The 25,337-nt window shown below is 72.8% G+C and carries 27 protein-coding genes; 14 read left to right on the top strand and 13 right to left on the bottom strand.

Annotated elements, in window-relative coordinates:
• Window positions 1–30 precede the first annotated feature (30 nt).
• Window positions 31–738: a hypothetical protein gene (locus tag PYR91_RS06680; RefSeq protein ID WP_279778246.1), complete on the bottom strand. Its 708-nt coding sequence runs from the start codon at window positions 736–738 to the stop codon at window positions 31–33.
• Window positions 735–1,214, bottom strand: coding sequence for a SigE family RNA polymerase sigma factor (locus tag PYR91_RS06675; protein WP_279778275.1), 480 nt, complete (start codon window positions 1,212–1,214; stop codon window positions 735–737). The genes PYR91_RS06680 and PYR91_RS06675 overlap by 4 nt, the downstream gene beginning before the upstream one ends.
• Before the next feature lie 273 nt (window positions 1,215–1,487).
• Here PYR91_RS06675 and PYR91_RS06670 point away from each other — a divergent pair, with 273 nt between their 5' ends.
• The 4 genes from PYR91_RS06670 (at window position 1,488) to PYR91_RS06655 (ending at window position 4,855) form a co-directional block, all read left to right on the top strand.
• Window positions 1,488–1,832 carry a histidine triad nucleotide-binding protein gene (locus tag PYR91_RS06670; RefSeq protein ID WP_279778245.1) on the top strand — a complete coding sequence of 115 codons (345 nt, stop codon included), beginning with the start codon at window positions 1,488–1,490 and terminating at the stop codon, window positions 1,830–1,832.
• 274 nt (window positions 1,833–2,106) lie between these two features.
• Window positions 2,107–3,063, top strand: coding sequence for a PhoH family protein (locus PYR91_RS06665; protein WP_279778274.1), 957 nt, complete (start codon window positions 2,107–2,109; stop codon window positions 3,061–3,063).
• 8 nt (window positions 3,064–3,071) lie between these two features.
• A complete protein-coding gene (gene ybeY / locus PYR91_RS06660) occupies window positions 3,072–3,551 on the top strand; it encodes an rRNA maturation RNase YbeY (RefSeq protein ID WP_279778244.1) in 480 nt (159 codons plus the stop codon).
• The gene (locus PYR91_RS06655; protein ID WP_279778242.1) at window positions 3,548–4,855 is read left to right on the top strand and encodes a hemolysin family protein; all 1,308 of its coding nucleotides are present in this window, start codon (window positions 3,548–3,550) and stop codon (window positions 4,853–4,855) included. The genes ybeY and PYR91_RS06655 overlap by 4 nt, the downstream gene beginning before the upstream one ends.
• Before the next feature lie 298 nt (window positions 4,856–5,153).
• On the opposite strand, the gene PYR91_RS06650 is transcribed toward PYR91_RS06655, so the two are convergent.
• The 5 genes from PYR91_RS06650 to eccB all read right to left on the bottom strand — a co-directional run bounded on the left by PYR91_RS06650 (window position 5,154) and on the right by eccB (window position 9,373).
• Entirely contained in the window at window positions 5,154–6,578 is a 1,425-nt protein-coding gene (locus PYR91_RS06650; protein ID WP_279778241.1) for a WXG100 family type VII secretion target, read from the bottom strand.
• A 24-nt stretch (window positions 6,579–6,602) separates the two neighbouring features.
• Entirely contained in the window at window positions 6,603–7,010 is a 408-nt protein-coding gene (locus PYR91_RS06645; protein WP_279778238.1) for a hypothetical protein, read from the bottom strand.
• Between the two features lie 94 nt (window positions 7,011–7,104).
• Complete coding sequence (locus PYR91_RS06640; protein WP_279778236.1) at window positions 7,105–7,416, bottom strand: WXG100 family type VII secretion target; 312 nt, start codon at window positions 7,414–7,416, stop codon at window positions 7,105–7,107.
• A 30-nt stretch (window positions 7,417–7,446) separates the two neighbouring features.
• Entirely contained in the window at window positions 7,447–7,764 is a 318-nt protein-coding gene (locus PYR91_RS06635; protein ID WP_279778234.1) for a WXG100 family type VII secretion target, read from the bottom strand.
• A 172-nt stretch (window positions 7,765–7,936) separates the two neighbouring features.
• Window positions 7,937–9,373, bottom strand: a complete 1,437-nt coding sequence (eccB, locus tag PYR91_RS06630) for a type VII secretion protein EccB (RefSeq protein ID WP_279778233.1) — start codon at window positions 9,371–9,373, stop codon at window positions 7,937–7,939.
• 170 nt (window positions 9,374–9,543) lie between these two features.
• Here eccB and PYR91_RS06625 point away from each other — a divergent pair, with 170 nt between their 5' ends.
• Complete coding sequence (locus tag PYR91_RS06625) at window positions 9,544–11,109, top strand: hypothetical protein (RefSeq protein WP_279778231.1); 1,566 nt, start codon at window positions 9,544–9,546, stop codon at window positions 11,107–11,109.
• A 12-nt stretch (window positions 11,110–11,121) separates the two neighbouring features.
• Window positions 11,122–11,886: a hypothetical protein gene (locus tag PYR91_RS06620; RefSeq protein ID WP_279778229.1), complete on the top strand. Its 765-nt coding sequence runs from the start codon at window positions 11,122–11,124 to the stop codon at window positions 11,884–11,886.
• Between the two features lie 448 nt (window positions 11,887–12,334).
• Here the strand turns inward: PYR91_RS06620 and PYR91_RS06615 are convergent, their stop codons facing one another.
• Complete coding sequence (locus PYR91_RS06615; protein ID WP_279778226.1) at window positions 12,335–12,757, bottom strand: hypothetical protein; 423 nt, start codon at window positions 12,755–12,757, stop codon at window positions 12,335–12,337.
• Window positions 12,758–12,787: 30 nt separating this feature from the next.
• Window positions 12,788–13,117 (bottom strand): putative quinol monooxygenase, encoded by a 330-nt coding sequence (locus PYR91_RS06610; RefSeq protein WP_279778224.1) that lies wholly within the window; start codon window positions 13,115–13,117, stop codon window positions 12,788–12,790.
• A 153-nt stretch (window positions 13,118–13,270) separates the two neighbouring features.
• Here PYR91_RS06610 and PYR91_RS06605 point away from each other — a divergent pair, with 153 nt between their 5' ends.
• Window positions 13,271–14,068, top strand: coding sequence for a TetR/AcrR family transcriptional regulator (locus PYR91_RS06605; RefSeq protein ID WP_279778221.1), 798 nt, complete (start codon window positions 13,271–13,273; stop codon window positions 14,066–14,068).
• A 304-nt stretch (window positions 14,069–14,372) separates the two neighbouring features.
• On the opposite strand, the gene PYR91_RS06600 is transcribed toward PYR91_RS06605, so the two are convergent.
• The gene (locus PYR91_RS06600; RefSeq protein ID WP_279778220.1) at window positions 14,373–14,816 is read right to left on the bottom strand and encodes a YbaB/EbfC family nucleoid-associated protein; all 444 of its coding nucleotides are present in this window, start codon (window positions 14,814–14,816) and stop codon (window positions 14,373–14,375) included.
• 202 nt (window positions 14,817–15,018) lie between these two features.
• Here PYR91_RS06600 and PYR91_RS06595 point away from each other — a divergent pair, with 202 nt between their 5' ends.
• From PYR91_RS06595 to PYR91_RS06585, 3 genes are all read left to right on the top strand, one after another.
• Window positions 15,019–15,321 (top strand): hypothetical protein, encoded by a 303-nt coding sequence (locus PYR91_RS06595; protein WP_279778219.1) that lies wholly within the window; start codon window positions 15,019–15,021, stop codon window positions 15,319–15,321.
• Window positions 15,322–15,376: 55 nt separating this feature from the next.
• Entirely contained in the window at window positions 15,377–16,153 is a 777-nt protein-coding gene (locus PYR91_RS06590) for a hypothetical protein (protein WP_279778218.1), read from the top strand.
• A gap of 71 nt (window positions 16,154–16,224) precedes the next feature.
• Window positions 16,225–16,632, top strand: a complete 408-nt coding sequence (locus PYR91_RS06585) for a YbaB/EbfC family nucleoid-associated protein (protein ID WP_279778217.1) — start codon at window positions 16,225–16,227, stop codon at window positions 16,630–16,632.
• Here PYR91_RS06585 and eccD read toward each other — a convergent pair.
• Window positions 16,621–18,117, bottom strand: a complete 1,497-nt coding sequence (gene eccD / locus PYR91_RS06580) for a type VII secretion integral membrane protein EccD (RefSeq protein WP_279778216.1) — start codon at window positions 18,115–18,117, stop codon at window positions 16,621–16,623. The two genes, PYR91_RS06585 and eccD, sit on opposite strands and share 12 nt — an antisense overlap.
• Before the next feature lie 222 nt (window positions 18,118–18,339).
• On the opposite strand from eccD, the gene eccCa reads away from it, so the two are divergent.
• From eccCa to PYR91_RS06560, 4 genes are all read left to right on the top strand, one after another.
• Window positions 18,340–22,317 (top strand): type VII secretion protein EccCa, encoded by a 3,978-nt coding sequence (eccCa, locus tag PYR91_RS06575; protein WP_279778215.1) that lies wholly within the window; start codon window positions 18,340–18,342, stop codon window positions 22,315–22,317.
• Between the two features lie 202 nt (window positions 22,318–22,519).
• The gene (locus tag PYR91_RS06570) at window positions 22,520–22,828 is read left to right on the top strand and encodes a hypothetical protein (protein WP_279778214.1); all 309 of its coding nucleotides are present in this window, start codon (window positions 22,520–22,522) and stop codon (window positions 22,826–22,828) included.
• The gene (locus PYR91_RS06565) at window positions 22,825–23,952 is read left to right on the top strand and encodes an NlpC/P60 family protein (protein WP_279778213.1); all 1,128 of its coding nucleotides are present in this window, start codon (window positions 22,825–22,827) and stop codon (window positions 23,950–23,952) included. Before PYR91_RS06570 ends, PYR91_RS06565 begins: the two co-directional genes overlap by 4 nt.
• 163 nt (window positions 23,953–24,115) lie before the next feature.
• Window positions 24,116–24,535 (top strand): hypothetical protein, encoded by a 420-nt coding sequence (locus tag PYR91_RS06560; protein ID WP_279778212.1) that lies wholly within the window; start codon window positions 24,116–24,118, stop codon window positions 24,533–24,535.
• 382 nt (window positions 24,536–24,917) lie between these two features.
• On the opposite strand, the gene PYR91_RS06555 is transcribed toward PYR91_RS06560, so the two are convergent.
• Window positions 24,918–25,103 (bottom strand): hypothetical protein, encoded by a 186-nt coding sequence (locus tag PYR91_RS06555; RefSeq protein WP_279778211.1) that lies wholly within the window; start codon window positions 25,101–25,103, stop codon window positions 24,918–24,920.
• A gap of 90 nt (window positions 25,104–25,193) precedes the next feature.
• Entirely contained in the window at window positions 25,194–25,322 is a 129-nt protein-coding gene (locus PYR91_RS06550) for a hypothetical protein (RefSeq protein ID WP_279778210.1), read from the bottom strand.
• Window positions 25,323–25,337 lie beyond the last annotated feature (15 nt).

Genomic DNA, 25,337 nt, shown 5'->3' with positions numbered 1-25,337 from the left:
CCCCGGCGGTGGAGCGCGGCGGCGCGGCCGTCACGGGGCCGGTTCCTCCGGGGCGGAGGTCTCGGTGGTGGTGGTGGAGCCGTCGGTGGTGGACTCCGGGGTCGGCGCCGGTGTCTCGCTGGGCGTCGGCTCGTCGGACGGGCACTTCTTCGGCCTGCACGTGGGGGAGGGCTCGGGCGGCGCCGGGTGCGTCGTCGTCGGCGTGGACGGGCTCGGCGCGGGCGTGGTGGGCCAGGGCGGCTTGGTGCCCGTCGGGGCCGGGCCGGTGGGGGAGGGCGGCGGCGCGCACGGCGGTGCGCCGGGGGCCGGCGCGCACTCGTTGCCCGGCGAGGTGGTCGCGCTCGGGCTGGGCGAGGGGATCATCGTCGGCGTGGCCGTCGGGCTCGGCAGCGGCCGCGGCGAGCCGGTGGCGGGCGGGACCACGACGTTCGGCGGGCGGCGCGTGCTGGACTCGTCGGGCTGGGCGGTGTCGAACTCGACCGGGACGATGGAGCGCTGCTCCTCGTTGAAGCGCTCGACGACGTTGGGCACGATCATCACGATCGTGGCGGCCACCAGGACCGCTCCAGCCGTCGAAGCGGCGGCGCGCCACCAGAGCACGCCCCGGCGTGACCCGCGTTGTTCTATGCGGTCACGGATGATTCCCAGCCCTTCCGCGGAAGGCATCACGGACTCCGCCTCCGCGCGCAAGACACGGCGCAGAACCTCGCCGTACTCGTCGTCGGGCGACTCGGTCATGACAATTGCTCCAGTACAGTGCGTAAGGCGGCCATGCCCCGGGCTGTGTGGCTCTTCACGGCGCCCTTGCTGATGCCCATGGCGCCGGCGATCTCCGCCTCCGAGAGGTCCCCGTAGTACCGCAGCACCAGGGCTTCGCGCTGCCGGGTCGGCAGGCCGCGCAGCGCCTCGATGACGGCGGTCCGCTCGAGCTGGCCGATGGCCCCGTTCTCCGCGCTGGGCGCGTCGGGCAGCCCCTTGGGGGCGTACTTCTCCACGACGGCGCGGTGGCGCAGCACGGAACGCGAGCGGTTGACGACCGACTGGCGCAGGTAGGCGAGTGCCTTGTCGGTGTCGCGCAGACGTTTCCACGCCCCATGGAGGGCGACGAACGTGTCCTGCACGACTTCCTCCGCCGTCGCGTTGTCGCGAACCAGCAGAACGGCGAGACGCACAAGGGACCGATAGTGGGCGCTGTAGAGCGCCGTAACGGCCATGTCGGCATCCCACCCGACGGGCACCGCCCCGAGCGACCTTTCGGCCACGAGGGTCTCGGTGGTCACATCAGTTGGACGCACGGCCTTCCCAGAGGGTTTACTCTCTGCCGGTTCTTTAGGGGGCATGACCCAGTTGTGTCCTCGCCGGTGGCCTCGCCGACACTGACCGCTCTCTGTCGCTGAAGTGTGGCACACCAACCCTATCCGCGAGGATCATCGGCCGGGGCCCAGTCGGTATTACCGATTGGCAACAGAGGTGGCTACCATTCGGGCGTGACCGACTGCCTCTTCTGCAAGATCGTCGCCAAGGAGATCCCGGCGACGGTCGTCCTGGAGACCGACCGCACGCTGGCGTTCCGCGACGTCGACCCGCAGGCTCCGACGCACGTGCTGGTCGTGCCCAAGGCCCACCACGAGGACGCCGCCGCGCTCGGCGGCGCCGGCGGCGGGCTGGCCGGCGAGGTGCTCGCGACGGCCCACGCGGTCGCCGTCCAGGAGGGGGTGGCCGACACCGGCTACCGCCTGGTGTTCAACACCGGCCCGGGCGCCGGTCAGACCGTCCCGCACGTGCACGCGCACGTTCTGGGGGGCAGGGGTCTCACCTGGCCCCCGGGCTGAGCCGTCCGCCCCGCCGCCCGCGTGGGCACGGGCGGATAACATGGGCTTTAACGAGCGGCGCGGCGGGGCCCGATGCGAGAGCATGAGGGGCCGGCGCCGCGAGAGGCGCGACAACCAGAGAGTTAGGCCGGGAGGCGAACAGGCCGCAGGGCCGCCCATGTCCGAGTCAAACGAAAACCGCAGCGCGCCGAACGGCGCCAAGACCAGCGATCCGCCGCGGAGCAAGGGGCCGTCCCGCACGCAGGCGAAGGTGGTCATCCCTGACGAGCATCCGATGGTGACCCTGCTGGGCTCCCGTGACGAGCTGCTGCGGGTCATCGAGGGCGCGTTCCGCGCGGACATCCACGTCCGCGGCAACGAGATCACCATCAGCGGCGGCCCTGAGGAGAGCGGCCTGGTCGTGCGCCTCTTCGAGGAGATGGTCGAGATCGTGCGCTCCGGCGCCCAGCTCACCACCGACGCCGTCGAGCGCAGCATCGCGATGCTGCGCATGAGCTCCGCCAAGCCCGCCGACGTGCTGTCCCTGGACATCCTGTCGTCGCGCGGCCGCACGATCCGCCCGAAGACCGTCAACCAGAAGCGGTACGTCGACGCGATCGACCGGCACACCATCGTGTTCGGCATCGGCCCGGCGGGCACCGGCAAGACCTACCTGGCGATGGCCAAGGCCGTGAAGGCGCTCCAGGCCAAGGACGTCAACCGCATCATCCTCACCCGGCCGGCGGTCGAGGCGGGGGAGCGGCTCGGCTTCCTGCCCGGCACGCTGTACGAGAAGATCGACCCGTACCTGCGGCCGTTGTACGACGCCCTGCACGACATGCTCGACCCCGACACCATCCCGCGTCTGATGGCGGCGGGCACCATCGAGGTCGCACCGCTGGCGTACATGCGCGGGCGCACGCTGAACGACGCCTTCATCATCCTGGACGAGGCGCAGAACACCTCGCCCGAGCAGATGAAGATGTTCCTCACCCGCCTGGGCTTCGGGGCCAAGATCGTCGTCACCGGCGACGTCACCCAGATCGACCTGCCCGGCGGGCAGCAGAGCGGGCTCAAGGTCGTGCAAGATATCCTCGAAGGAATCCCGGACATCCATTTCAGCAGGCTGACGAGCGCGGACGTCGTGCGGCACAAGCTGGTGAGCGACATCGTCGACGCCTACGGCCGCTACGACCTCGCGACCGCCGAGCCGCACGCCATCAAGGGCGGCAAGCGCCCGCGGGGGAGATAGCGAACACCATGAGTATCGAGGTGGCCAACGAGTCGGGGGTGCCGGTCGACGAGGCCGCGCTCGTGAAGCTGGCCGGGCACGTGCTCGGGCGCATGGGCGTCCATCCGCTGGCCGAGCTTTCCGTGCTGATCGTCGACGAGGCCGCCATGTCCGAGCTCCACGAGCGATGGATGGGCGAGCCCGGGCCGACCGACGTCCTGGCGTTCCCGATGGACGAGCTGCGCCCCGGCGCCGGCGGCGCCCGTCAGGAGGCCGACGTCCCGCTCGACCCCGCCCTGCTCGGCGACGTCGTGCTGTGCCCGCAGGTGGCGGCCAAGCAGGCCGCCGAGGCGGGCCACAGCGCCGGCGACGAGCTGGAGCTGCTGTGCACGCACGGCATCCTGCATCTCCTCGGCTACGACCACGCCGAACCCGAGGAGCACGCCGAGATGTTCGGCCTTCAGGGTGAGCTGCTCGACGCGTGGCGGGAGGTGCGGCGGGAGCCGTGAGTTCCCCCAGCGGGTGGCTGATCTCGGCCGCCCTTCTGATCGTCGTCGGCGGACTGCTCGCCAGCGCCGAGACCGCCCTGGCACGCATCTCGCGTGTGCGCGCCGAGGAGTTCGCCCGCAAGGGCAGGCGCGGCGGGCTGCGGCTGCAGGCGATCGTCGCCGACCCGCCCCGCTACCTCAACCTGCTGCTCCTGCTGCGGCTGAGCTGCGAGCTCGGGGCCACGGTGATCGCCACGCTGCTGTTCATCGACTGGTTCGGCGACGAGGGGCAGGCCTACGCCCTCGCCGCCGGCGTCATGATCCTGATCAGCTACGTCATCGTCGGCGTCTCGCCGCGCACCCTCGGCCGCCAGCACGCCGAGCCGGTGGCGCTGGCCAGCGCGCCGATCGTGTACGGGCTGACCCGCATCTTCGGGCCGCTTCCCAAGCTGCTGATCCTGCTGGGCAACGCGCTGACCCCGGGCAAGGGCTTCCGCGAGGGCCCGTTCACGTCCGAGGCCGAGCTGCGCGACCTGGTCGACCTCGCCGAGGAGCGCCGCGTCATCGAGCCCGACGAGCGCCAGATGATCCACTCGGTGTTCGAGCTCGGCGACACCCTCGTGCGCGAGGTGATGGTGCCGCGCACCGACATGGTGTTCATCGAACGCGGCAAGAGCCTCTCCCAGGCGCTCTCGCTCGCGCTGCGCAGCGGCTTCTCTCGCATCCCGGTGGTCGGCGAGAACGAGGACGACGTCGTCGGCATCGCCTACCTGAAGGACATCGTCCGCCGCATGCACGAGGCGGGGGACGACGACGCCGACCAGGAGAAGGTCGGGTCGCTGATGCGCCCGGCGACCTACGTGCCCGAGAGCAAGCCCATCGACGAGCTGATGCGCGAGATGCAGGCCCGGCAGATCCACCTGGCCGTCGTCATCGACGAGTACGGCGGCACGGCGGGCCTGGTCACGATCGAGGACGTCCTGGAGGAGATCGTCGGGGAGATCACCGACGAGTACGACCAGGAGGCGCCGAGGGTCGAGTGGCTGGAGGACGGCGGGGCCCGGGTGACCGCCCGCCTGTCGGTCGACGAACTGGCCGAGCTGTTCGACATCGAGCTGGAGGCCGACGACGTCGACACGGTCGGCGGCCTGCTGGCCCACGCGCTCGGCCGGGTGCCCATCGCCGGCTCCCAGGCCACCGTGGACGGCCTGAGCCTGACGGCCGAGAGCACGGCCGGGCGCCGCAACCGCATCAGCACGGTGGTCGTCCACCGCGCCACCCCCGCCGACGAGCTGCAGGTCTCCGCCTCCGCCGAGCACGACTGATCCCGGCCGCCGGCCCCGCGTGCAATGGTTCGTCAAGTGGTTTGCAAGTGACCGGTGGGAAGTTCTTCTCAGGCGCCCATCGGCTCGGGGCGCCGGTAGTGGGGGGACGGCGCACCGGAAGGGGTTCGCGGGCGCCGTCAGGGCCGGGGGGACGCGTGACGGCCCCGGCCGGCTCTCCGGCCGGGTCCGGCACGTCAAGAAAGGGTGCCTCTCCTGCGGTTCGCAGGTGAGGCACCCTTTGGCGTTCACACGGTCGTGCGGTGCCCGGGCCCCGCCTTCGGGAAGGGCCCGCCTTGGTTCAGCAGATCACGGCCGGGGCGACCGGGTCGTCGCCGCCCCAGACGCTCTCGTCCTCGGTCAGCCAGGTGGAGCGCTCGCGCTCCTGGTTGGCCTCGCCGCCGGCGCCGCCCATGGGCATGAACGGCATGCCGCCCATCGGCGCCCCGCCCAGGCCGCCCCTGGCCCCGAGCGCCTGCCCCGCGGCGCCGGCCGCGCCGGCGCCGCCGTAGGACGCGCCGCCCGCGCCCAGGGGGCCGCCGGAGCCGAGCGGCCCGGTGCCCAGTGGCCCGGTGCCCAGTGGCCCGGTGCCCAGTGGCCCGCTGCCGAGCGGCCCGCTGCCGAGCGGCCCGTTCAGGCCGGGCGGCGTGTTCAGGCTCGTCGTGGGGACGCCGTTGAGGCCGGTGGGCGTGGTGAGCCCGCCGGGCGGCAGCCCGGTGCCGTTGGGGCCGGGCGGGTTGACGCCCGCCAGGTCGGTCTGGCGCGGGTCGTTGGGGTCGAGCCCCCCGGGCGGCACGGTTCCCGCGCCGTTCCCGCCGCCGGGAAGCCCGTTGCCGGGAAGGCCCGTGCCGCCGCCGGGGCCCGTGCCCCCGGTGCCGTCGCCGACGCCGCCGGGCCCCGTCCCGTCGCCGCCGCCGGTGCCGCCGGGAAGGCCCCCGCCGGGAAGGCCCGTGCCGTCCCCGCCGCTGCCGCCGCCGGTGCCACCGGGGTAGGTCCCGCCGGGGAAGGCGGCGTTCGAACCGCCGTACCCCCCGGAGCCTGCGGAGCCCCCGCTGTAGCCGGGCATCCCGCCGGTGCCGTACCCGCCGCCGCCCGGGCCGGTGCCGTAGGGGTTGGCCGGGTAGTCCACCGGGAGCACCGGTGGCGTCGTCACCGGCCCGGGCGCCGGCAGCACCGTGGTGACGGTGTCCGGCAGCGTCCGGTAGACGGCCACGATGCGGTTGTTGAGATTCTCCAGGTGCTGGCGCGCCTTGTCGTTGTCCGACTGGCTGCTGAACGGCGTGCCGCCGTCGGCGACCATGGCGATCGCACCCTTGCTGTACGCGGCGAAGTCGTCGTCGAAGGTGAACACGCCGCTGTCGGGCAGGTTCTCCCGCGCGGTGCGCAGCTCGTCGGCGTAGTCCTTGTGCGCCGCGCCGACCTCCCGCGCCCGGTAGGCGAGCTCGCGGGCCGACCCGTGCAGCAGTTGCAGCGCCCCTTGCACCTGCTGGGCGGACTTGTCCTTCCAGTAGCCGTTCAGCGTCCCGGCCACCGACTCCAGCAGGAACAGCGTGCTCTCCAGCTTGCCCGCCGCCTGGAGGTACGCCTCCCCGGCCTGTGTCACCCCGTCCGGGTCGGTGTTCTGGAGTTTCCTGCGCACGCTTTCGACGCCGCCGTACGTGCTGGGGTCCCCGTGCGGCGCGGCCGTGCCGGCCCTGATGGCTTGAATTTCGTTAATGCGGCCCATATCGACCCATCGCTTGGCTGTCGACTATGTGAGGTTCTGCAGGCCGACGTCGCTGGATGCCTCGGCCTTCTCGATGTTGGCCACGGCGGCCTTGATCACCACGATGGCGGCCTCGTACTGGGCGACCAGCTTGTCGTAGCTGGCCGTCATGGCCATGTGCCCCTGGTTGAAGACCATGCCGAGAGCCTGCGCCGCGTCCCACTCCCCGACGTGGGCCGAGGTCACCTTGCCGTACGCACGCAGGTGCCCCGGAGTGCCGGCGCGCACGCCCTTGAGGATCTCGACGTCCTCCTCCAGGGCCTTGAGCAGGTTCTTGACCGGATTGGGCTCGATGTCGATGGTGTCGCCGCCCGCGCCCCCCGGCCAGTCCTTGTCAAGATGGAAGCCCTCGTACTTGAACGCGCTCCTGCCGTTGCCGTTCCCGTTGCCCATCTGGTGTTCCCCTTAGCTGTCACCCCGCCACATCCCCCGAATAGGCCGGTGCCGGGGCGGCCGGAGCCGCGAGGCCGCCCGAGGCGGCTCGCGGTCACCTGCCGTCGAACATCGTGACGTTGGCCTTCTCCGCGAGGGAGAAGTTCTCGTGGCCGAGCTCGATCACGGCGCCGAGCTGCTTGAGCAGCGCGGCCATGCGCCCGGACGCGGCGTCCCACTGGCCGCGGGCGGTCCAGTAGGCGGCGCGGGCGTCGCCGTCCCACTCGCCGAGCAGGCGGTCGAGGTCGGTCTCGAGCTGCTGGAGCGTGCCCTCCATCGCCTGCCACTGGCGGGCGAAGTCCTGGGCGCCGGTCGCCATGCTCCCGAAGTTGACCAGCGTGCGGTCGACGTCGTTGTTGATCGCCATGGTGATCTCCGTCTCTCGGTGGAGGTCGGGTCAGTTGTTGATGTTGGCGGACAGGACGCGGTTGGCCGCGGCGGCCTGGTCCTCTTCCGTGGAGCGGTAGCGCGCCTCGACCTCGCGCAGCTTCACCGCCAGGTTCTGCAGCTCGCGCAGGACGGTGCCCAGCTCGGTGTTCCACTGGCTGTACACGCTCTCGAACGCCATGCCCGACTGGCCGCCCCAGCCGGAGCGGAGGTCGGCGACGTGGCCCTGGAGCTGGGTCTGGATGCTGCCGATCATCTGGTGCGCTGTGTCGGTCTTCTTCGAAGACTCGACGATCTGGGGAAGGTTCGCAGCGGTCTGCTGGCCCACGGGAATACCTCCATGGCTGGCCTGGCTTCTGCACGGTGGCCGGCCACGCCGAACGCATCGTCGGCCCCCGCGATGCTGATCAACAGAAACACTAGGATCAATCCCCACATAGTGACCAGCGGACGTGTTGCGAGTCAGTAACGTTTCTGAGCATCGCTCGCCTCAGGGGTTGTCACTGCGCGATAGCGCCACTCTGCGCGACCGGCACGGGCATCCGGGCCGCCACCGGGTCGAGCGCCGGGCCCTCCGGGATCAGATGCAGCAGGTGCGCCGGCAGCGGCGCCACGTCGCCGAGGTCGTAACCGAGCTTCGCCAGCAGCTCGCCCGACGCCAGGGCGAAGCGGCGTCCCTGGTCGGTGATGAGCGAGAAGTTCTGCACCGCGCCGAGCTGACCCTCCCCGGGCAGCAGGCCCGCGAGCACCGCGCCGCCCGGCGGCAGCATCACCTGGTCGACATGGTCCTGCGTGGAGGCGGCGGCGGGCGGGACCGGGATGCGCAGGCGTCCGCCGACGGTGAGCCGCGCCCGCGCGGACCCCTTGGCCGTGTCGGTGTAGACGGCGCACAACGGCACCGCCGGGTCGGGCATCTGGATCTTCGGCATGGTGGCCGGCAGGCCCTCGGCCGCCAGGCTGGTGCCCGACTGGGGGAAGGCGTTGGCCCGGGCGGCGTCCAGCTCCACCGCCCGCACGCGCCACCTGCCGTACGCGGCCTTGCTCGCCGGGTCCTGCAGCAGCATCGTGGCCTGCGTCTGGGTGACGGCGGCCAGGCCGTCGCGCAGCAGCACGTACCAGCGGGCCTCCCCGCCGGTGACCGGCGGCACGGTGTAGACACGCCCGACCAGGGACGGACGGCCCTCCGGGCCCGGGACCCGGCGTCCGCGCCCCTGGACGGGCGGCGAGGCGAAGTCGGGGCCGATGGGCAGCGCGTTGAGCCAGGTGGCGGGCACCTGGCGGGGCCGTTCGGCGGTGAGGGCGCGCACCCCCTGCTCGCTCACCCGCATGCGCCGGTTGGCGAGGATGACCCACGCCTGCTGGCCGTCGTCGGCGATCATCGCGCCGCCGCCGAACGGCGCGCCGCCGACGTCCATGCCGCCGATCAGCGAGACGTACGGCCTGCGTGTGCCGTTCGGCTCCACGGCCTCGGCCACGCAGGCCGACCACGGGCCGCGCACCAGCTTCTCGCGGTCGGGCAGCGAGTCGGGCGCGCCGGGGATGCCCACCAGCGTGCCCCGGGTGAACCCCGCCAGGGAGGCCGTCGACACCGAGCGCACCGTCACGTTCGCGCTGTCGAGCAGCAGGCGCGCGGAGGTGTAGTTGGCGACCGGGATGAGCTTGGACTCCGGCTGGCTGTAGACGTACGTCGCGCCGGTCTGTTCCTCGACGATCAGCGTGCCGGGCTCGGTGAGCGCGGTGGCGCCGCCAGGCCTGAGCAGGCCCCAGATGCCGAAGGCGGCCGTCACCAGCACCGCCACCAGTACGCCGCAGAACATGGCGACGTTGTGCCTGCGCATCGGCGACTCGGGCACGTCGGGCTCGGCCTGGAGCAGGGCCATGCCGAGGCGCTGCATCATCAGGCGATGCGCCTGGTAGAGATCACGACGGGTCTGCATGCCACCTCTGCCTTGCCTGGCGGGTCGTCGCCGACAGCATAGGAGCGCCGTCGCGCCCCGCGCGGGCGGTAGACGGGGCTCGGCCGCTTCCTGTACGGTCCCGCGGGCGCTGGGCTAGTCTGCGGGATCACGGTGGATCACGTGGTGACGCGTGCGGGACGGGGGCGAAGGTGGGCGAGCGACGGGGCATCGAAGCACTGCTCAACGGAGAGGCGTCCGCGACGGCGGGCCCGGGCGGTGAGGGCGCGAGCGGGCCCGCGTCCGTCTCGGGCGGCCCATACGCGGTGCCCGACGGCGGCTCGGACGCCGGGGGCGTCCCCGCGCCGGGCGGTGCGGCGTACTCGGCCCACGACGGGCCGGCCGGCCCGTCGTTCCAGGGCGACGGCGGCTCGCTGCTCGCCGGAGGGCCGGGCGGGCCCCACCAGGAGGGCGGCGGTTCCCTGCTGTACGGCGTCGGCCCGAACGCGCCGGCGCCCGGTGACGGCGGTTCCCATCCGTTCGGCGGGCCCGGCGGCGCGCCTCCGGCCGCCGACGGCACGGGCGGCGGGCTCGACGGCGGCCCCTTCGGCGTTCAGGTGATCAACCCGAACCCCTCCGGCGACGCGGGCCCGGTCGAACCGCAGGGCCCGGCCGGCCCGCCGGGCGGCGCGGACGGGCCTTTCTACGCCGACCAGGTCTTCCCCGGGCCGAACGCCCCCGATGGCGGGGCCGGGGGGCCGGTCTACGCCGATCCGGTGTTCCCGGGGCCGAACGCGCCCGACGGCGGCGGGTCGTCGGGTGGAGCCGACGGACCGGTCTACGCCGATCCCGTCTTCCCGGGGCCGAACGCGCCGGACGGCGGCGGGTCGTCGGGGGGCGGCGACGGGCCGGTCTACGCCGATCCGGTGTTCCCCGGGCCGAACGCGCCCGACGGCGGGAACTCCGTCCCGCCCGGTGAGCCGGTGGTCACCGACCCGCTCTACCCGGTGAACGGGCCGGACACCCCCGAGGGCCCCGACGGCCAGGTCCCCGATCCGAACGTGCCGCCCGCCGGCCCTCTCGATCCCGGCGACCCGCAGGGCCCCGGCCCGCTGGAGCCGGACGTCCCGGAGCTGCCCGACCCGCCGGGCCCCGGCGTTCCCGAGGTGCCCGACCCGAACCTGCCGCCGTCCCCCGACCCTTCGGTCCCCGGCGTGCCCGACCCCGACCTGCCCGGACAGCCCGGCGACCCCGGCGTGCCCGATCCGTCAGCGCCGCCGCTGCCCGACCCGAACGTCCCGCAGGGCGGCGACCCGGGTATCCCCGATCTGCCGCAGGGCGGCGGTGGAGGGGTGCCGGCTCCGCCCGGGGGCGGCTCGGGGACGGGCGGGCCCGCGATTCCCGACCTGTCCGGCGGGGGAGGCACGGGGAGCACCAGGGTGCCGGTGCCGCAGCCGGTCGTCCCGGCGCCGCCGAACGCCGGGGTGACCCGCAAGGCCGACCCCGCCGCGATCCGCACGCTCGGCGACACCATCGAAACGAGCGCCGGCGCGAAGATGGAGGGCTCGCGGCAGAAGACCAGCCACATCAACGTCGGCTTCCCCGGCTTCGGCGTGATCGGCCTCGGCATCGCCGGCGCGCACAACCAGGTGCGCGACAGCTCCGCCGGCTTCCTGCGCGAGGGGCGAGCGACGCTGACCCAGTGGAAGGAGAACCTCCACGTCTCGGCGACGACGTGGTCCATGGCCGAGAACGCGAGCACCACCCCGACGAAGTAACGGAGACCGCACATGAGCTACGAGAGCGGTACGACCCTCTACACCGTGGGACTCGCGGGGATCGGCGCGTTCTCCGTCCTGAACCCGCGCGGATGGCCGATCTTCCTGCTGGCCGGCGCCTCGGTGTCCAACCCCGGTGAGATGGACAAGGCGTCCAAGGAGTGGCACAGCGTCGCCGCCGACTTCCAGACCCTGGGCGCCGAGCTGACCAAGCTCGCCGGGAGCGTTCCGGAGGACAAGTGGACGGCCGAGGACCGCGCGGCCTTCGAGAGCAGCGTCACCCTGTTCAAGCAGGAGCTGGCGAAGGGCGGTGAGATCCACAAGGGCATGGGCGACAGCATGGAGAACATGGCCAACCTGTACTTCGCCTTCGCCGTCATGGTCTTCGCGGTGGGCGGCATCCTGCTCGCGCTCGTCGGCGCCGTGGCCGCCGCCATGGCGACCGGGGTGGGCGCGGCCCCGGCGCAGGCCGCGGCGGGCGCCATCGCCACGGGCCTGCACAAGATCGTGGCGCTGGCGCAGAAGCGCAAGCTGGTGGCGCTCGGCGTCGCGACGGGCCTGTTCTTCGCCATCCAGATGTGGAACCAGGGCAAGCAGATGGAGCTGCAGCAGAAGGGCATGAACGCCAACGGCTCCGGCATCCCGATGTTCACGCAGGCCAACCTGAACCTCGGCGGCGGGCTCGCGGGCCTGCCGGGTGACCCGGCCGTCCCCGGACTGCCCGGCGCCCCCGCCGCGCCCGGCCAGCCGACGGTGCCGGGCCTGCCCCCGAAGTAGCGCTCCCGCGCCGGGCGGGGTCGGCCTCCAGGGGCTCGCCCACGAAGGAACTTTCTGTTTCGGCCTGGGAGGAGCTGACCGACAAGGAGCGGAAGGACTCGCCGCCCGATACCCGCAACTGCCTGGAGTCGCCATCGACGCCGGACTCCGCGAGGAGTTCGTGGACGACGCCGACGCAGACTGCGCCTCCGGCGGCGATGGTACGGATGGACTCGCCGCGCTTGGCGCCGGGCGAGAATGGCGGCGCGTCTGTCGTCGTCGACCATAAGGGCCCGGGATTCTGCTGACGGGTAGCTCCGCCGGGGACGGACCCGGGACGGAGGCTGGTGAGCAGTCGCATCGCTCGGTTGGTCGATGCCGGGGTTCGGTCGTGGGCTGCGAGGGCGCGGTAGAGGGTGAATAGCGGCGAGGTCCTGCGAGCCATCACCGGCGATGTGCTCGGCTCACCTCACCCGGCCGAGGCCGCGGTCCGCCAACTGGTCCAGCCGCGGCAGAGCACGTACGCCACCGCGGTCGTCACCACGACGAAGAGGTCGATGAACGCGGTCTGCACCGCGTCGGGCTTGTCCCACATGACGAAGCAGTAGACGGTGATCGCGCCCTTGTGGAAGAGCAGCAGCTCCCACAGGCCCCACTGCCTGCGCGGCGCGACGGCGAGTATCACCCAGATTCCCGCGAAGACGACATAGGCCAGCGTCCGCCAGGCCTCGGTGATGACGCGGTCGTCGGCTACGTTGTTCATGAGGAGGATCCCGTTCACGAACGCGACGAGCGTCGCGACCGCGTCGACGGCCATCAGGGTGCGCCCGATCCGATCCGCCACGGCGGACGGGCGGCCGGCGACGGAGCCGGACATCGGCTTGGTGATCATGACGACTCCTGTTGTGAGAGGAGGGCTTGCTCACTGCGGGTGCGGGCCGGCACCCGGCATCGGGCTCCAGCCGTCCTGCTCTACGTGGCCGCTGATGATCTCAGGGGTGCCGGCGATCAGGTCCGGGAGGCCGGCCATCGCCGCTTTGAAGTGCTCGGAGTCCGTATGTACGCCGATCGCCTCGGAGTCGGTGTAACCCTCGACCACCGTGTACTGCTGCGGGTCGGTCACGCTCTTGGACCACTCCACCAGCACGTTGCCCGGCTCGGCCCGGGTGGCCTGGGTGACGTCGTCGATCAGCGACAGCCACGCCGCTTCCTGCCCGGGGCGGACGTTGAATTTGATGACAGTGAGAAGCACGGATTTTCTCCTTGGATGACGAGTGGTCTCGGCGCTCGGTCATGGGCCGCGACACAAGCCGGTGGCGGCCGGGACACGACGCTAACGACGTGGGCTCGGATTTGGCAGTGCCAGATTTACCTAACAGTGTCAGACAGTCAGTACGGTGTCGGCATGACGGACGCCCCCACCCCGCCCGATGTCGGCCCGACACCGCTCCGCCTGCGCCGGCGGGCCGCCGCCACCCGCGAGATCCTCGACGCGGCGCAGGAACAGATCGCGCTGCACGGCCCCGCGGGCCTGTCCCTGCGATCGGTCGCCCGCGGCCTCGGGATGACGGTGCAGGCGCTCTACCACTACTTCCCCAGCCGCGACGAGCTGGTCACGGCGCTGATCGCCGAGGCGTACCACGACCTCGCCGACGCCGTGCAGTCGGCCCTCGAGACCACGCCGCGGCAGGACGACCCGCCGAGGTTCATCGCCGGCGCGGAAGCCTTCCGGAGCTGGGGCCTCGACAACCCCGCCCGGTTCCAGCTCATCTACGGGACACCACTGCTGCACTACGAGGCACCCGCCGACGGCCGTACGATCGCCGGCCCCCGCAGGCTGGCGGCCCTCCTGCTCGAAGCGCTGTTCGGCACGTTCACCCGCGAGCAACTGGCCCGCGTGGACGTACCGCCACTGAGCCCCGCGCTGCGCGAACATTTCGAGCGACTCCCGCCGGAAGCGGTCGGCGGGCTTCCGCCGCAGGCCGCCGCCCTGTTCGTCAGCGCCTGGGGACACCTGCACGGCCTCGTGGTCCTGGAGGTGTTCGGGCACACCGCCTTCATCGGCCCGCTACAGGCGGAGATCTTCCGCGGCGCCATGCACACCCTGCTCGCCGACGCACACCGCCGCGTACCCGCCCGGTCGGCCTCCGATCCGAACGCGTCGGTTTTCCACGTGTCAGACATCACGGAGCCATCTGGCTAGCGTGCCGCTCCACCGGCTGGTTGCGACCTCGCCGTCGCACGGGACTGTGCGCTGACGCGAGCGCCCTGGCCCCGGCCAGGGGCCGCCAGCGGCTCGCCCACGAAGGAACCCTCTGTTTCGGCCTGGGAGGAGCCGACCGACCTCTCGGCGCTGGCCGAGGCCACCCAGATGGACCCCACCCACCTGCCCGGCTACGCCGGGCGCGTGCACGACTACCTGTCCCCCCACCCCGAGCGGCGGCGGCTGATGCCGTGGGGCACGCCGCGCGGGCGCCCGGCCCCGCGTAGCCGGTGGCCCGGTGGCCTCAGAGGTCGAGGCGGCGGCGGATGCGGTCGAGCTCGCCCATGACGTCGTCGAGCACGCGGTTGTAGGTGGCCTCGGCCTCGCGGGCGCCGGCCATCGCCGCCTCGGGGTCGTTGAGGAGCTTCATCGGGTTGTCGTCCTTGCCGAAGATCTCCTCCATCAGCTCGTTCGTCTTGCCCTGGAGGTCGCGGGTGGCGTCCTGGGTGACCGTCTTGATCAGGTCGGCGAGGTCGGCGGACGCCATGCGCATCGCCCGGGGGTTGATCTCGAGCTCACGCAGGCCGTCCCCCGCGTACTCGACCGTGACGAGCCTGTCCTTGTCCTGCGCCCGGCCCACCAGCTCGCCCATGCGCGACTGGAGCTCCTCCATGCGGGCGAACTGCTGCTGTGCTCCGGTCAGCAGCTTGTCGACATCGATGTTCGCGAAGTCGCCGAACTCGGTCACGTGTTTCTCAACCTCCGTCGCCGCCGGGACGCCGCCATCGAGGAACCCTACAGCCGTCGCGGGGCCTCGCGCGGACCATGAACAGTGATCATCCTCCAAGTTTCCGGTCGTGTAGGTCGGGATGAACAAATACGGCACACCGCTCGATCGGTTCGGAAGGGCTGGTAAGACATCAGGCGGCGACATCTGACACGGAGGCGGCATGGTTCAGGCGAGGTATGTCACGTCGGCGGCGATCCAGAGCATCATCGACGAGATCGACGCGGACGTCATCCCGGCCGTCAAGGAGTGGCGCGCCCTGGTGGACACCACCACCGTCGGGTTCCCCGGCTGGGGCGTGCTGGGCGAGCTGGTGATCGGCCTTCGCTACCGCGACGTGCAGGACGACGTGCGCGAGAAGTTCTCCGAGGCGGTGACGGTGCTGGAGGGCTGGACCGTCAGCCTGGAGACGGCGCGCGCCAACTGGCGGGCGGCCGAGGACGCCTCGGCCGTCGTCTACGCCTGAGCGCCCGCCGTCACGTCCGCACCCCACGCACTCACCACCGACAGGAGTCTCCACCATGCCGGCTGGGCCGTACGGGCCTTCCCTGAGGATGGCGGGCGGCAGCGCCGCGTCGGTCCTCGACGACCTTCGCAAGGCGGCCCTGCTGTCGCGCCCGCTGACCGTGGGGATCGCGATGGCGGGCACCGCGGTCGCCAACGTCCCCGGGATGGCCGACGCCTACAACAACTGGGACTCCATCCACGCCCGCCTGGACACGGCCAACAAGAGCTTCGTCCGCAACCTCGGCGAGAAGGGCAAGGACGGCTGGATCGCCGCCGACCACGACGCCTTCATGGACGCCGTCGAGCGGTACCAGGAGGCCCTGGAGACGCTGCGCAACTACGTGAAGACCACTGCGGGCATCGTGGACGAGCTGGGCGACGCCTACCGCGCGTACTGGCTGGCCCTGGCCCGGGTCGCCGCGGCCCTGCTCGCCGGGGTGGCGGTCGCGGCCGCCATGCTGACGACGCCGTACGCGGCGGCGGGGTACGCCCGCCTGCAGATGCTCGGCTTCGTGGCCAACAGCGTCATCGCCGGCGCCACCGGCATGCTCGCCAAGGTCGTCTCGGCGGTGGCCGGCGGGATGTCGGTGTACTTCGCCGGCAAGGCGTACGTGCAGATGTACAACCTGCGGCCGACGCGGGACGCGAAGGTCGACTTCACCAAGGCGGCGATCGACCCCGGCGGCCTCCCGCCGTTCCAGCCTCCCGCCCCGGGCGGCGGCCTGCCGCCGTCGGCGGGTTTCGAATGGCGCGAGCCCCGCAAGGAACTGCCGGAGCCCTACGGCTCCTGAGCGTGCGCCGACGCCACAGGGATCACGACGAGCCGACGGCCACAGGGATCACGACGACAGGAGCGGCCCTAGTGTTCGACCCCGACGACTTCCGCCTGGAGGACTTCGACCGCGTCGCCGAGCAGAGCAGGGAGGCGGTGCGGCGCCTCGGCGGCGTGCTCGGCGAGCTGCGGGAGGTCACGGGCGAGGGGGAGGCGGCCGGCGGTCTGGTGAGCGCGGTCGTGGACAGCGGTGGCCGCGTACAGACGGTGACGATCGACCCGCGCGCCATGCGCCTCGACAGCCGGGCCGTCTCCGAGGCCGTCACCGAAGCCGTACGCGCGGCGCAGCTCGCCGCCGCGCGCGCCGGCGAGGACCTGCTCCGCGACGCCATGGGCCACGACCTCCCCCCACTCGACGGCGACGCCGCCCACCAGTGGCTGGAGGACGTCACCCGCACCATGACCGACCCCGGCCCTGGCCCGGGGTCAGCCGGCTAGGCCGCGGATCCAGGCGTAGACCTCCAGGACGCCTAGGGCCAGGGGGAAGAGGGCGAGGATGAGGAGGAACTCCACGACGTCGCCCGCGCGGCCCCAGAAGGGGGTGGGGCGGTTCTGGGGGAGGAACAGGCCCATGCCGGCGGCGACGGCCGCGAGGCCCAGCAGGGTCAGGGTCATCAGGAGGGCGGCGGTGGGGCTGGACATGCCCACCGCGAGCAGGAAGAGGGCGAGGCCGCCCGCGCCGGCTCCGAGCAGCCACAGTCGCTGGCCCACGCCGAGGAACACCCGGGCGCGGATCATCAGGGCCAGCGCGAGCACGATCTGCATGACCCGCGCGACCCACCCGGGGGCGCCGAGCAGCAGCACCTCGGCCGCGACGGCCACCAGCGCGACCCCGGCGACCAGGCCGGTGGCGAACCGCTCGGCCTCCACGGCGCGCTTCTTGACGTCCGGCCCGTCCAGGACCTGCTGGTCGCTGCGCAGCTCCTCGGCGTTCTGCGGCGCGGACGGCAGCGGCAGCCGCGCGAGCCGGAAGGAGAGCGTGGGCACCAGCGGAGTGCAGGCCAGAACGATGGAGACGGCCAGCGCCGCCACACCCGCCGAGGGCGTGTCCCACACCATCGTGACGGCCGCCCCGGCCGCGCCGAACAGGCAGGCGAGCATGACGCCGAAGTAGTACGGCAGGCCCTCGGCGACGGCCCAGCCCGCGACGGTGGCGGCCAGCGCGCTCATCGCGAACGCGGCGAGCAGGCTGGGCGAACCGACCCACAGCATGCCCACGTTCCTGGCGGGCGCGAACAGGCCGGCCAGGAACGCGTACGGCAGGGCGGCGTAGCCGATCGCCGCCCCGGCGCCCGCGTCGCCGAGCGCGCGGGACAGCGCGGCGCCCGCGCCGACGAGCAGCAGGGCCATGACGCCGGCCACGATGCTCGTCAGCCGCCAGGGCGGCCCGGCCACGGTCAGGGCCAGCGCACCGCAGAGCAGGAACGCCATCGCGACGCTCAGGCCCGCCGTCCGGGTGTGCGACGGGCTCCACCGGCCCGAGCGCTCCTTGATGCCGGTGGCGATGGTGTCGGCGACGTCGTCGAAGACGGCCTCGGGCAGCTCGGAGGGGCGCGGCAGCAGGTACAGCACCTCGCCGTCGCGCACCGCCAGGCCGTTCATGCTGGCGTCCAGGTCGAGAGGCGGGCCGCCCACGCGTTGCAGCACCCATCCGGTGGTGGCGTGCGCGGCGTCGTCGCCGCTCTCGCCCGCGGCGGTCAGCAGGTTGGGCAGTACGTGCGCGAGCGGCAGGTCGGAGGGCACCGCGAGGTCGATGCGCTTGCGCGGGGTCACGATGGTGACGCGGCTCAGCGCGACGGCGGAACCCGGCGTGCGCAGCACGGCGACGGGCGACCCGTTCGGCTCCACGGCGGCCCCCGGCCCGCCCGCGCCGTTGGGGCCTCCCGGGCCGAGCGGGGGCCTGGCCGTCGGGTTGAGCGTCACGCCGGCTCCTTTGAGGTCACGCGGATACCGTAGCGGGACCAGATTAGGACGAGTGTAGACATTTCATGTTCGCGACATGAGGAGCCCTTTCTGGGAGACTCGACCCGCCAGATCATCGACCCGCTCCCGTGGACGGGCCGGTACGTTCGGCAGGCCGGCACGACGTCCCCCGGAGCCGGCTCCGGGGTTCGGCGGGACGGGCTGCCCTGACGATGGAGCGACGTGGGCATTGTCGTCGTCCGGCGCCCCGAGCGCCGGCCACCCCCCGCGCCGCCGCGCGGCGAGATCCTGCTGGAGTCGCCCCCGGAGATCCCCGAGACGACCTCCGCGGGCTTCACGCAGGTGCTCACCTTCATGCCGATGGCGGCCGGCGGGGCCGCGATGGCCCTGATGTTCACCGGCGGTGGCGGCGGCAGCCCCATCATGTACGTGGCCAGCGGCATGTTCGCGCTGTCGATGGTCGGCATGAGCCTCAGCCAGCTCGGCCGCGCCGCCGGCGAGCGAAAGATGCGGCTCAACGGCCTGCGCCGCGACTACTTCCGCTACCTGTCCCAGACCCGCAGGAAGGTCCGCAAGGCGGCGCGCCGCCAGCGTGAGGCCCTGCAGTGGAACGGGCCCGACCCCGGCTCCCTGTGGTCGGTCGTCATGGGCCCGCGCCTGTGGGAGCGGCGGCCCCGCGACGGCGACTTCGCGACCGTCCGGGTGGGCACCGGCACCCAGCGCCTGGCCGTGCAGCTCATCCCGCCGGACTCCAAGCCGGTGGAGGACCTGGACGCGATGGCGGCCGGCGCGCTGCGCCGGTTCGTCCGCGCGCACTCCACCGTGGACGACCTGCCGATCGCCATGGCGCTGCACTCCTTCGCCCGCATCGTTCCCACCGGCGACCCCACGGCCGTCCGCGACCTGGTGCGGGCGCTGGTCGGGCAGCTCGCGGTGTTCCACTCACCCGAGGACATGCGCGTGGCCGTGTGCGCCGGCAAGGAGTGGATGGCCCAGTGGGACTGGGTCAAGTGGCTGCCGCACGCGCTGCACCCGGAGGAGACCGACGCCGCGGGCCCGGTGCGGCTCATGGCCGACGACCTGCGCGACCTCGACCGGCTGCTCGGCGGCGAGCTGAAGGACCGCGGCCGTTTCCGGCCCGGCCCGTCGGCCGAGTCCCTGCCCTACCACCTGGTGATCGTCGACGGCGGGTACGTCCCGCAGGACTCCCCGCTCGGCGCCGACGCCATCCAGGGCGTGACCGTCGTCGACCTCAGCGGCTCGACGTCGCTGGTCGAGGAGGGCGTCACGCTGCGGCTGGAGGTGCTGGCCGACCGGTTCAACCGCGTCCAGCTCGACCACGCGGGCAAGGAGATCGTCACCGGCCTCGGGCGCCCCGACCGGATGTCCTACCTCCAGGCCGACGGCCTCGCGCGCCAGCTCGCGCCGCTGCGCGCCTCCCCCGCCAAGAGCGGCGACAGCCAGGACGTGTTCGCGGCCAACATGACGCTCACCGACCTGCTCGGCATCGCCGACCCCCGGCACATGGACGTCCGCGGGCTGTGGCGCTCCCGGGCCCCCCGAAACCGGCTTCGGGTGCCGATCGGGCTCGGCGGCGACGGCCGCATGGTGGAGCTGGACATCAAGGAGTCGGCCCAGGGCGGCATGGGCCCGCACGGGCTGATCATCGGCGCCACGGGGTCGGGCAAGAGCGAGCTGCTGCGCACGCTGGTGCTCGGGCTCGCCACCACGCACTCCTCGGAGATCCTCAACTTCGTGCTGGTCGACTTCAAGGGCGGCGCGACCTTCCTCGGCCTGGACACGCTGCCGCACGTCTCGGCGGTCATCACCAACCTGGAGGACGAGCTCCCCCTGGTCGACCGCATGTACGACGCCCTGCACGGCGAGATGGTGCGCCGCCAGGAGCTGCTGCGCGCGGCGGGCAACTACGCCTCGCTGCGCGACTACGAGCGGGCCAGGGAGCAGGGCGCCGACCTGCGGGCGCTGCCCACGCTGTTCGTGGTGCTCGACGAGTTCAGCGAGCTGCTGTCGGCCAAGCCCGAGTTCGTCGACCTGTTCGTGATGATCGGCAGGCTGGGCCGCTCGCTCGGCGTCCACCTGCTGCTGGCCTCCCAGCGCCTGGAGGAGGGCCGGCTGCGCGGCCTGGACACGCACCTGTCGTACCGCATCAGCCTGCGGACGTTCTCGGCGATGGAGAGCCGCGTCGTGCTGGGGGTCGCCGACGCCTACGAGCTGCCCTCGGCGCCGGGCAACGGCTACCTGAAGTTCGACACCAGCGGCATGACGCGGTTCAAGGCGGCGTACGTCTCCGGGCCGTACGCCCCCGAGGCGCGCCAGGAGCGGCGCGCGCCGTCCGAGCGGCGGCAGGTGGTGGTGTACGGCCCCGCCTACATCCCGCCGCCCGCCCCGGTGGTCGTGCCCGAGCCGGAGCCGGAGCCCGCGGTGGCGAGCAGGGACAGCCTGCTGGACGTCATGGTGCGCCAGTTCACCGGCCACGGGCCGCCGGCGCACCGCATCTGGCTGCCGCCCCTGGCCGATCCGCTCACGCTCAGCCACCTGCTGCCGCCGCTGAGCATCACGCCCGAGTACGGCCTGACCACCGCCGGGTGGGCCGGGCGCGGCAAGCTGCGCGCGGTGCTCGGCATCGTCGACCGCCCCTTCGAGCAGCGGCGCGACCCGCTCGGCGTCGACCTGTCGGGCGCGGCCGGGCACCTGGCGATCGTGGGGTCCCCGCAGAGCGGCAAGAGCACGCTGCTGCGCACGCTGATCGCCGGCATGGCGCTCACCCACACGCCCCGCGAGGTGCAGTTCTACTGCCTCGACTTCGGCGGCGGCACGCTGTCCTCGCTGGAGGGGCTGCCGCACGTCGGCGGGGTGGCCAGCCGGCTCGACGGCGACCGCGTGCGCCGCACCGTGGCCGAGGTGACCGCCCTGATGCACGAGCGCGAGCGCGAGTTCACCCAGCTCGGCATCGACTCCTTCGCCACCTACCGGCGCCAGGTCGCCGACGGGACGATCACCGGCAACCGGTTCGGCGACGTGTTCCTGGTCGTCGACGGCTGGCTCACCGTGCGGCAGGAGTTCGACTCGCTGGAGCCGACCATCACCGACCTGGCGGCGCGCGGCCTCGGGTACGGCATCCACGTGGTGGCCGCCACCAACAAGTGGTCGGAGTTCCGGCCCGGGATCCGCGACCTGTTCGGGTCGCGGCTGGAGCTGCGCCTGGGCGACGCCTACGAGTCGGAGGTCAACCGCAAGACCGCCCTGGCCGTCCCCGAGGGAGTGCCGGGGCGCGGCCTCACCCGCGACGGCTTCCACTTCCTCAGCGCGCTGCCGCGCGTCGACGGGGTCCGGCTGGCCGACGACCTCTCGGTCGGCGTCCGGGCGCTCGTGGACGGCGTCCGGGAGGCGTGGCGCGGCGAGCCCGCGCCGCGCGTGCGGCTGCTGCCGGCGATGCTCGCGCTGGAAGCCCTGCCAGGGCCGGAGCTGACCGGGGCGCGCATCCCGATCGGCATCGACGAGGCGACGCTGTCCCCGGTGCAGGTGGACTTCGAGACCGACCCGCACCTCACCGTCATCGGCGACACCGAGAGCGGGAAGTCCAACCTGCTGCGCCTGGTCGCCGAGGGGGTCGTCGCGCGGCACGCGCCCGCGCAGGCGCGGCTGATCGTCATCGACTACCGCCGGGCGCTCCTGGACGCCGCCTACACCGAGCACCGCATCGGCTACGCCGCTTCCAGCACCTCGGCCGCCGAGATGGTGGCCGAGGCGCGCGAGGCGCTGGTCAAACGGCTGCCGCCCGCCGACCTCACGCCCGACCAGCTCCGCTCGCGCACCTGGTGGAAGGGCGCCGACCTGTACTTCGTCGTCGACGACTACGACCTGGTGGCCACCGGGAACAACCCGCTGGCGCCGCTGCTCGACCTGCTGCCCCAGGCGCGCGACATCGGCCTGCACCTGGTGCTCTCCCGCGCGATGGGCGGGGCCGGGCGGGCGATGTTCGACCCGGTGATGCAGCGGCTGAAGGACATGGCCAGCCCGGCGGTGATCCTCTCGGGCGACCGGGACGAGGGTGTGCTGTTCGGCGTCCGGCCGCACGCGCTGCCGCCGGGCCGCGGCTACTACGTCGACCGCAGGTACGGCTCCCGCCTGATCCAGACGGCGTTCCTGCCCCCGGCCGCGCCGCAGGGCGCGGAGTGACCGAGACGTCCCCCGTGTCCGGCGGCCCATGGACGGCGTTGTTTCCCGGCAGGTGCGGTGATCGTCCGGATATGATCGGGATTGGGAGTCTGGCCGGGGGGTTACAGAGGACATGGCCGCGGGCGCGAGCCCGGACGGCCGGCACGGGGGCGGGAATGTCCGAGCACGTGGATTCTCGGCGACGGCGGAGGGAGCCGGCCCGATGGCAGGAATCGAGCTGAACCGCAAGGCGCTCGCCACGCTGCGCGAGACGGTGAACACGCAGGCGGGCAAGCTCGCCTCGATCGGCGACCGGTTCCCCGGGAAGGCTCCCGCGGGGGCGTCCATCTTCGGGGGCTACACCGCCGCGGGCGGCCTGTCGGCCGCCGCCGGCCGGCTCGAGCAGCACGCCGACCAGGACTTCGGCCTCGCGAAGAACCGCCTCGACGGCGTGGAGCGGGCACTGGACGTGATCGAGCGCAACGTCAGACGCGCCGAGCACGGCACCGAGGCGGGACTGCCGGCCGTATGACCGACATGGGGGCGGTCGCGGCGCTGGACGGCGGGTCAGAGCTGGTGGCGCTCGCGAACAAGGCCAAGGGCGACCCCGGGGCGATCCGCGCGCTGGCGTCCCGCTGGCGCCAGGCGGCGACCGACACCGTGGCGCCGGTCAACGCGCTGGGGGAGGCGGCCGTCAAGGTGGACGTGGCGTGGCGCGGCGACTCGGCCGACGCCTTCACCTCCTACATGCGCCGGTTCGGGCGGGCTGGTGAGGGGCTGCGCGACGCCCTGACCACCTGCGCCGGCCACATGGACGCCGCCGCCGGGACGGTCGAGTCCGCGCACAGGAACATCGACGCCGTCTGCGGCGACCTGCTGAACCGGGTGGCGGCGTACCGGCGCGACAACCCCGAGGCGACCGAGGACCAACTCAGGCCGGAGATCGTCAAGCAGGTCCAACACGCCGTGACGCTGGCCCGGGGGCACGTGGACGCGGCGGAGGAGCGGCTGGCGACGGTCGGCGCCGACATCGACAAGGAGATCAAGGCGATCACCCCGACGTTCGCCGACATCCCGGCGGCCGGCGACCAGCCGTTCGTGCCCGGCCCCGGCCACACCACCCAGTGGGTCCCGGTGCCGGAGCAGGAGCTGCGCACCACGACGCTGGCCGGCGCGAACGGCGGCGGCCCGGCGGGCGCCGTCACCGACGGCGGGGCGTACTCGCCGTCCGGCGGCGGCGGCTCGGGCGGATCCGGCGGCGGGTACGGCGGCGGCGGCGGGCAGGCGATCCCGTACATCCCGGGCAACGGCACGGGGAGCGACATCGTGGCCGCCGCGCAGCGCAAGCTGGGCAGACCGTACGTCTTCGGCGCGGACGGCCCGCTGGCGTTCGACTGCAGCGGCCTGGTCAACGCCAGCCTCAACGAGGCCGGTATCAAGATCGGCGACAACACCGCCGCCGGCTACCAGCGAAGCGGCCAGCCGATCACGGGCCCGCCCCAGCCCGGCGACATCGTCTTCTTCGGCGACCCCGCCAGCCACTGCGGCATCTACATCGGCGACGGCAAGATGATCCACGCCCCGCACAGCGGCGACGTCGTCAAGATCGGCCCGGTGGCCGGCCGCGAGCCCATCACTTTCCGCCGCTTCACCTGACCGCGGGCGCCGACCTTCGGGGCCCGGCGCCCGCCGCGTTGCCGGCCGGGGGCGGTGATGAGGGCGGTGCCTGGTGTACGGCGACGAAACTCCTCGTTAAATCCCGTGTAACCAGACGTTTCTAGGCTCGGGCTGACCGTTCGTCCTGACCCGAGGAGTCGGTGTGGCACGTCCGCATGATGTCAACACCGGAGCCGCCGCCGTTCCCGGCCCCGTCACGGAGGTCAGCCCGGCCGACCTCGCGGCGCGCGAGGAGGACTTCCACCACGAGCGCGACGGCCTGGCCGCCGCGCTGAAGGACGCACAGGCGGCGCTCGCGGCCCTGGGCGACTTCTGGGGCGGCGACGAGAACGGGATCCTGTTCTACGGCGGCGCCGAGGGCCGCAAGGGGTACCGCGACGCGTCGGCCGAGGTCGTGCGGCACGCCGAGACCGTCGCGACCGTGTACACGCGGGTCGGCGACAACCTGGCGCTCATGGGCGCCAACGTGCGGATGGCCGAGTGGGCCACCATCGGCGCCCTGGCCCACACCGTCCACGAGGGGGATCTCGCCGTCCCCACCACCAAGGCGAAGGTCGCGTGAGCCCCGCTCCCTTCCAGGCCTTCAGACGACTGGCCGACACCCGGCCGGTCGCCACCACCTTCGCCGTGGGCGCGGTCACCCACGGCGCGTTCGCCACCGCGATGCTCGGCGTCCAGTGGCCCGAGGGCGACCCCGACCGGCTGCGCCAGGCGGCCGTCATCTGGGACGAGCTGGCCGCCAAGATCGAGGCCGGGCTGGTGGCGGCGGACGCCGCGGCGGCGCGGGTGTGGCTGAGGAACACGGGCCCCGGGGTGGAGGAGTTCCGCAGGATGTGGCAGGGCATGCCGTCCGGCCCGGGGCCGGGCGCCCTGGAGGACGGTCTCGCCGGCTACCCGGCGGACGTCGCCGCCTACTGCCGCAGGATCGCCGAGGCGTGCCGGGCCTACGCCGGGTGCGTGGAGACGATCAGGCACGTGCTGATCGTGCTGGCGATCCAGGCGTGGGCCAACATGCTGTTCACCTCGATGTACGGCTGGACCACCGCGGGCGTGTCGTCCATGGTCCAGAAGCAGATCGTGCAGCGGTTCTTCACCAAGCTGGCGCAGTCGCAGCTCAAGATCTTCCGCATCAGCGTGCAGAAGATCGTCCACAACTGCTTCTACTACACGCTCGACAGCCTCACCTACGCGGGCATCCAGCAGACCCTCCAGTTCGGCATCTACGCCGCCTCGGGCGTGCGCAGCGACCTGAAGGGCCACGACGTGCTGTCGGCCGAGACCAACGCCATCCAGTTCGCCCAGGCCACCGCCGCCAACGCGGCCTTCGACGCCACGTGGGACCTGAGCAAGGTGCTCGGGGTACG

The organism is Sphaerisporangium sp. TRM90804 (assembly GCF_029846175.1).
Taxonomy (GTDB): Bacteria; Actinomycetota; Actinomycetes; order Streptosporangiales; family Streptosporangiaceae; genus Sphaerisporangium.
Note: the sequence above shows the minus strand (reverse complement) of the source record. Positions and strands in the feature narration are given on the sequence as shown.

Coding starts and splice junctions, on each gene's coding strand:
- PYR91_RS06555 (WP_279778211.1), bottom strand. CDS start 25,103: ATGCGGAAGATCTTGAGCTGCGACTGCGCCAGCTTGGTGAAGAACCGC.
- PYR91_RS06595 (WP_279778219.1), top strand. CDS start 15,019: ATGGTTCAGGCGAGGTATGTCACGTCGGCGGCGATCCAGAGCATCATC.
- eccB (WP_279778233.1), bottom strand. CDS start 9,373: ATGCAGACCCGTCGTGATCTCTACCAGGCGCATCGCCTGATGATGCAG.
- PYR91_RS06615 (WP_279778226.1), bottom strand. CDS start 12,757: ATGATCACCAAGCCGATGTCCGGCTCCGTCGCCGGCCGCCCGTCCGCC.
- PYR91_RS06645 (WP_279778238.1), bottom strand. CDS start 7,010: ATGGGCAACGGGAACGGCAACGGCAGGAGCGCGTTCAAGTACGAGGGC.
- PYR91_RS06680 (WP_279778246.1), bottom strand. CDS start 738: ATGACCGAGTCGCCCGACGACGAGTACGGCGAGGTTCTGCGCCGTGTC.
- PYR91_RS06565 (WP_279778213.1), top strand. CDS start 22,825: ATGACCGACATGGGGGCGGTCGCGGCGCTGGACGGCGGGTCAGAGCTG.
- PYR91_RS06605 (WP_279778221.1), top strand. CDS start 13,271: ATGACGGACGCCCCCACCCCGCCCGATGTCGGCCCGACACCGCTCCGC.
- PYR91_RS06665 (WP_279778274.1), top strand. CDS start 2,107: ATGGTGACCCTGCTGGGCTCCCGTGACGAGCTGCTGCGGGTCATCGAG.
- PYR91_RS06570 (WP_279778214.1), top strand. CDS start 22,520: ATGGCAGGAATCGAGCTGAACCGCAAGGCGCTCGCCACGCTGCGCGAG.
- PYR91_RS06590 (WP_279778218.1), top strand. CDS start 15,377: ATGCCGGCTGGGCCGTACGGGCCTTCCCTGAGGATGGCGGGCGGCAGC.
- PYR91_RS06650 (WP_279778241.1), bottom strand. CDS start 6,578: ATGGGCCGCATTAACGAAATTCAAGCCATCAGGGCCGGCACGGCCGCG.
- ybeY (WP_279778244.1), top strand. CDS start 3,072: ATGAGTATCGAGGTGGCCAACGAGTCGGGGGTGCCGGTCGACGAGGCC.
- PYR91_RS06620 (WP_279778229.1), top strand. CDS start 11,122: ATGAGCTACGAGAGCGGTACGACCCTCTACACCGTGGGACTCGCGGGG.
- PYR91_RS06640 (WP_279778236.1), bottom strand. CDS start 7,416: ATGGCGATCAACAACGACGTCGACCGCACGCTGGTCAACTTCGGGAGC.
- PYR91_RS06675 (WP_279778275.1), bottom strand. CDS start 1,214: ATGGCCGTTACGGCGCTCTACAGCGCCCACTATCGGTCCCTTGTGCGT.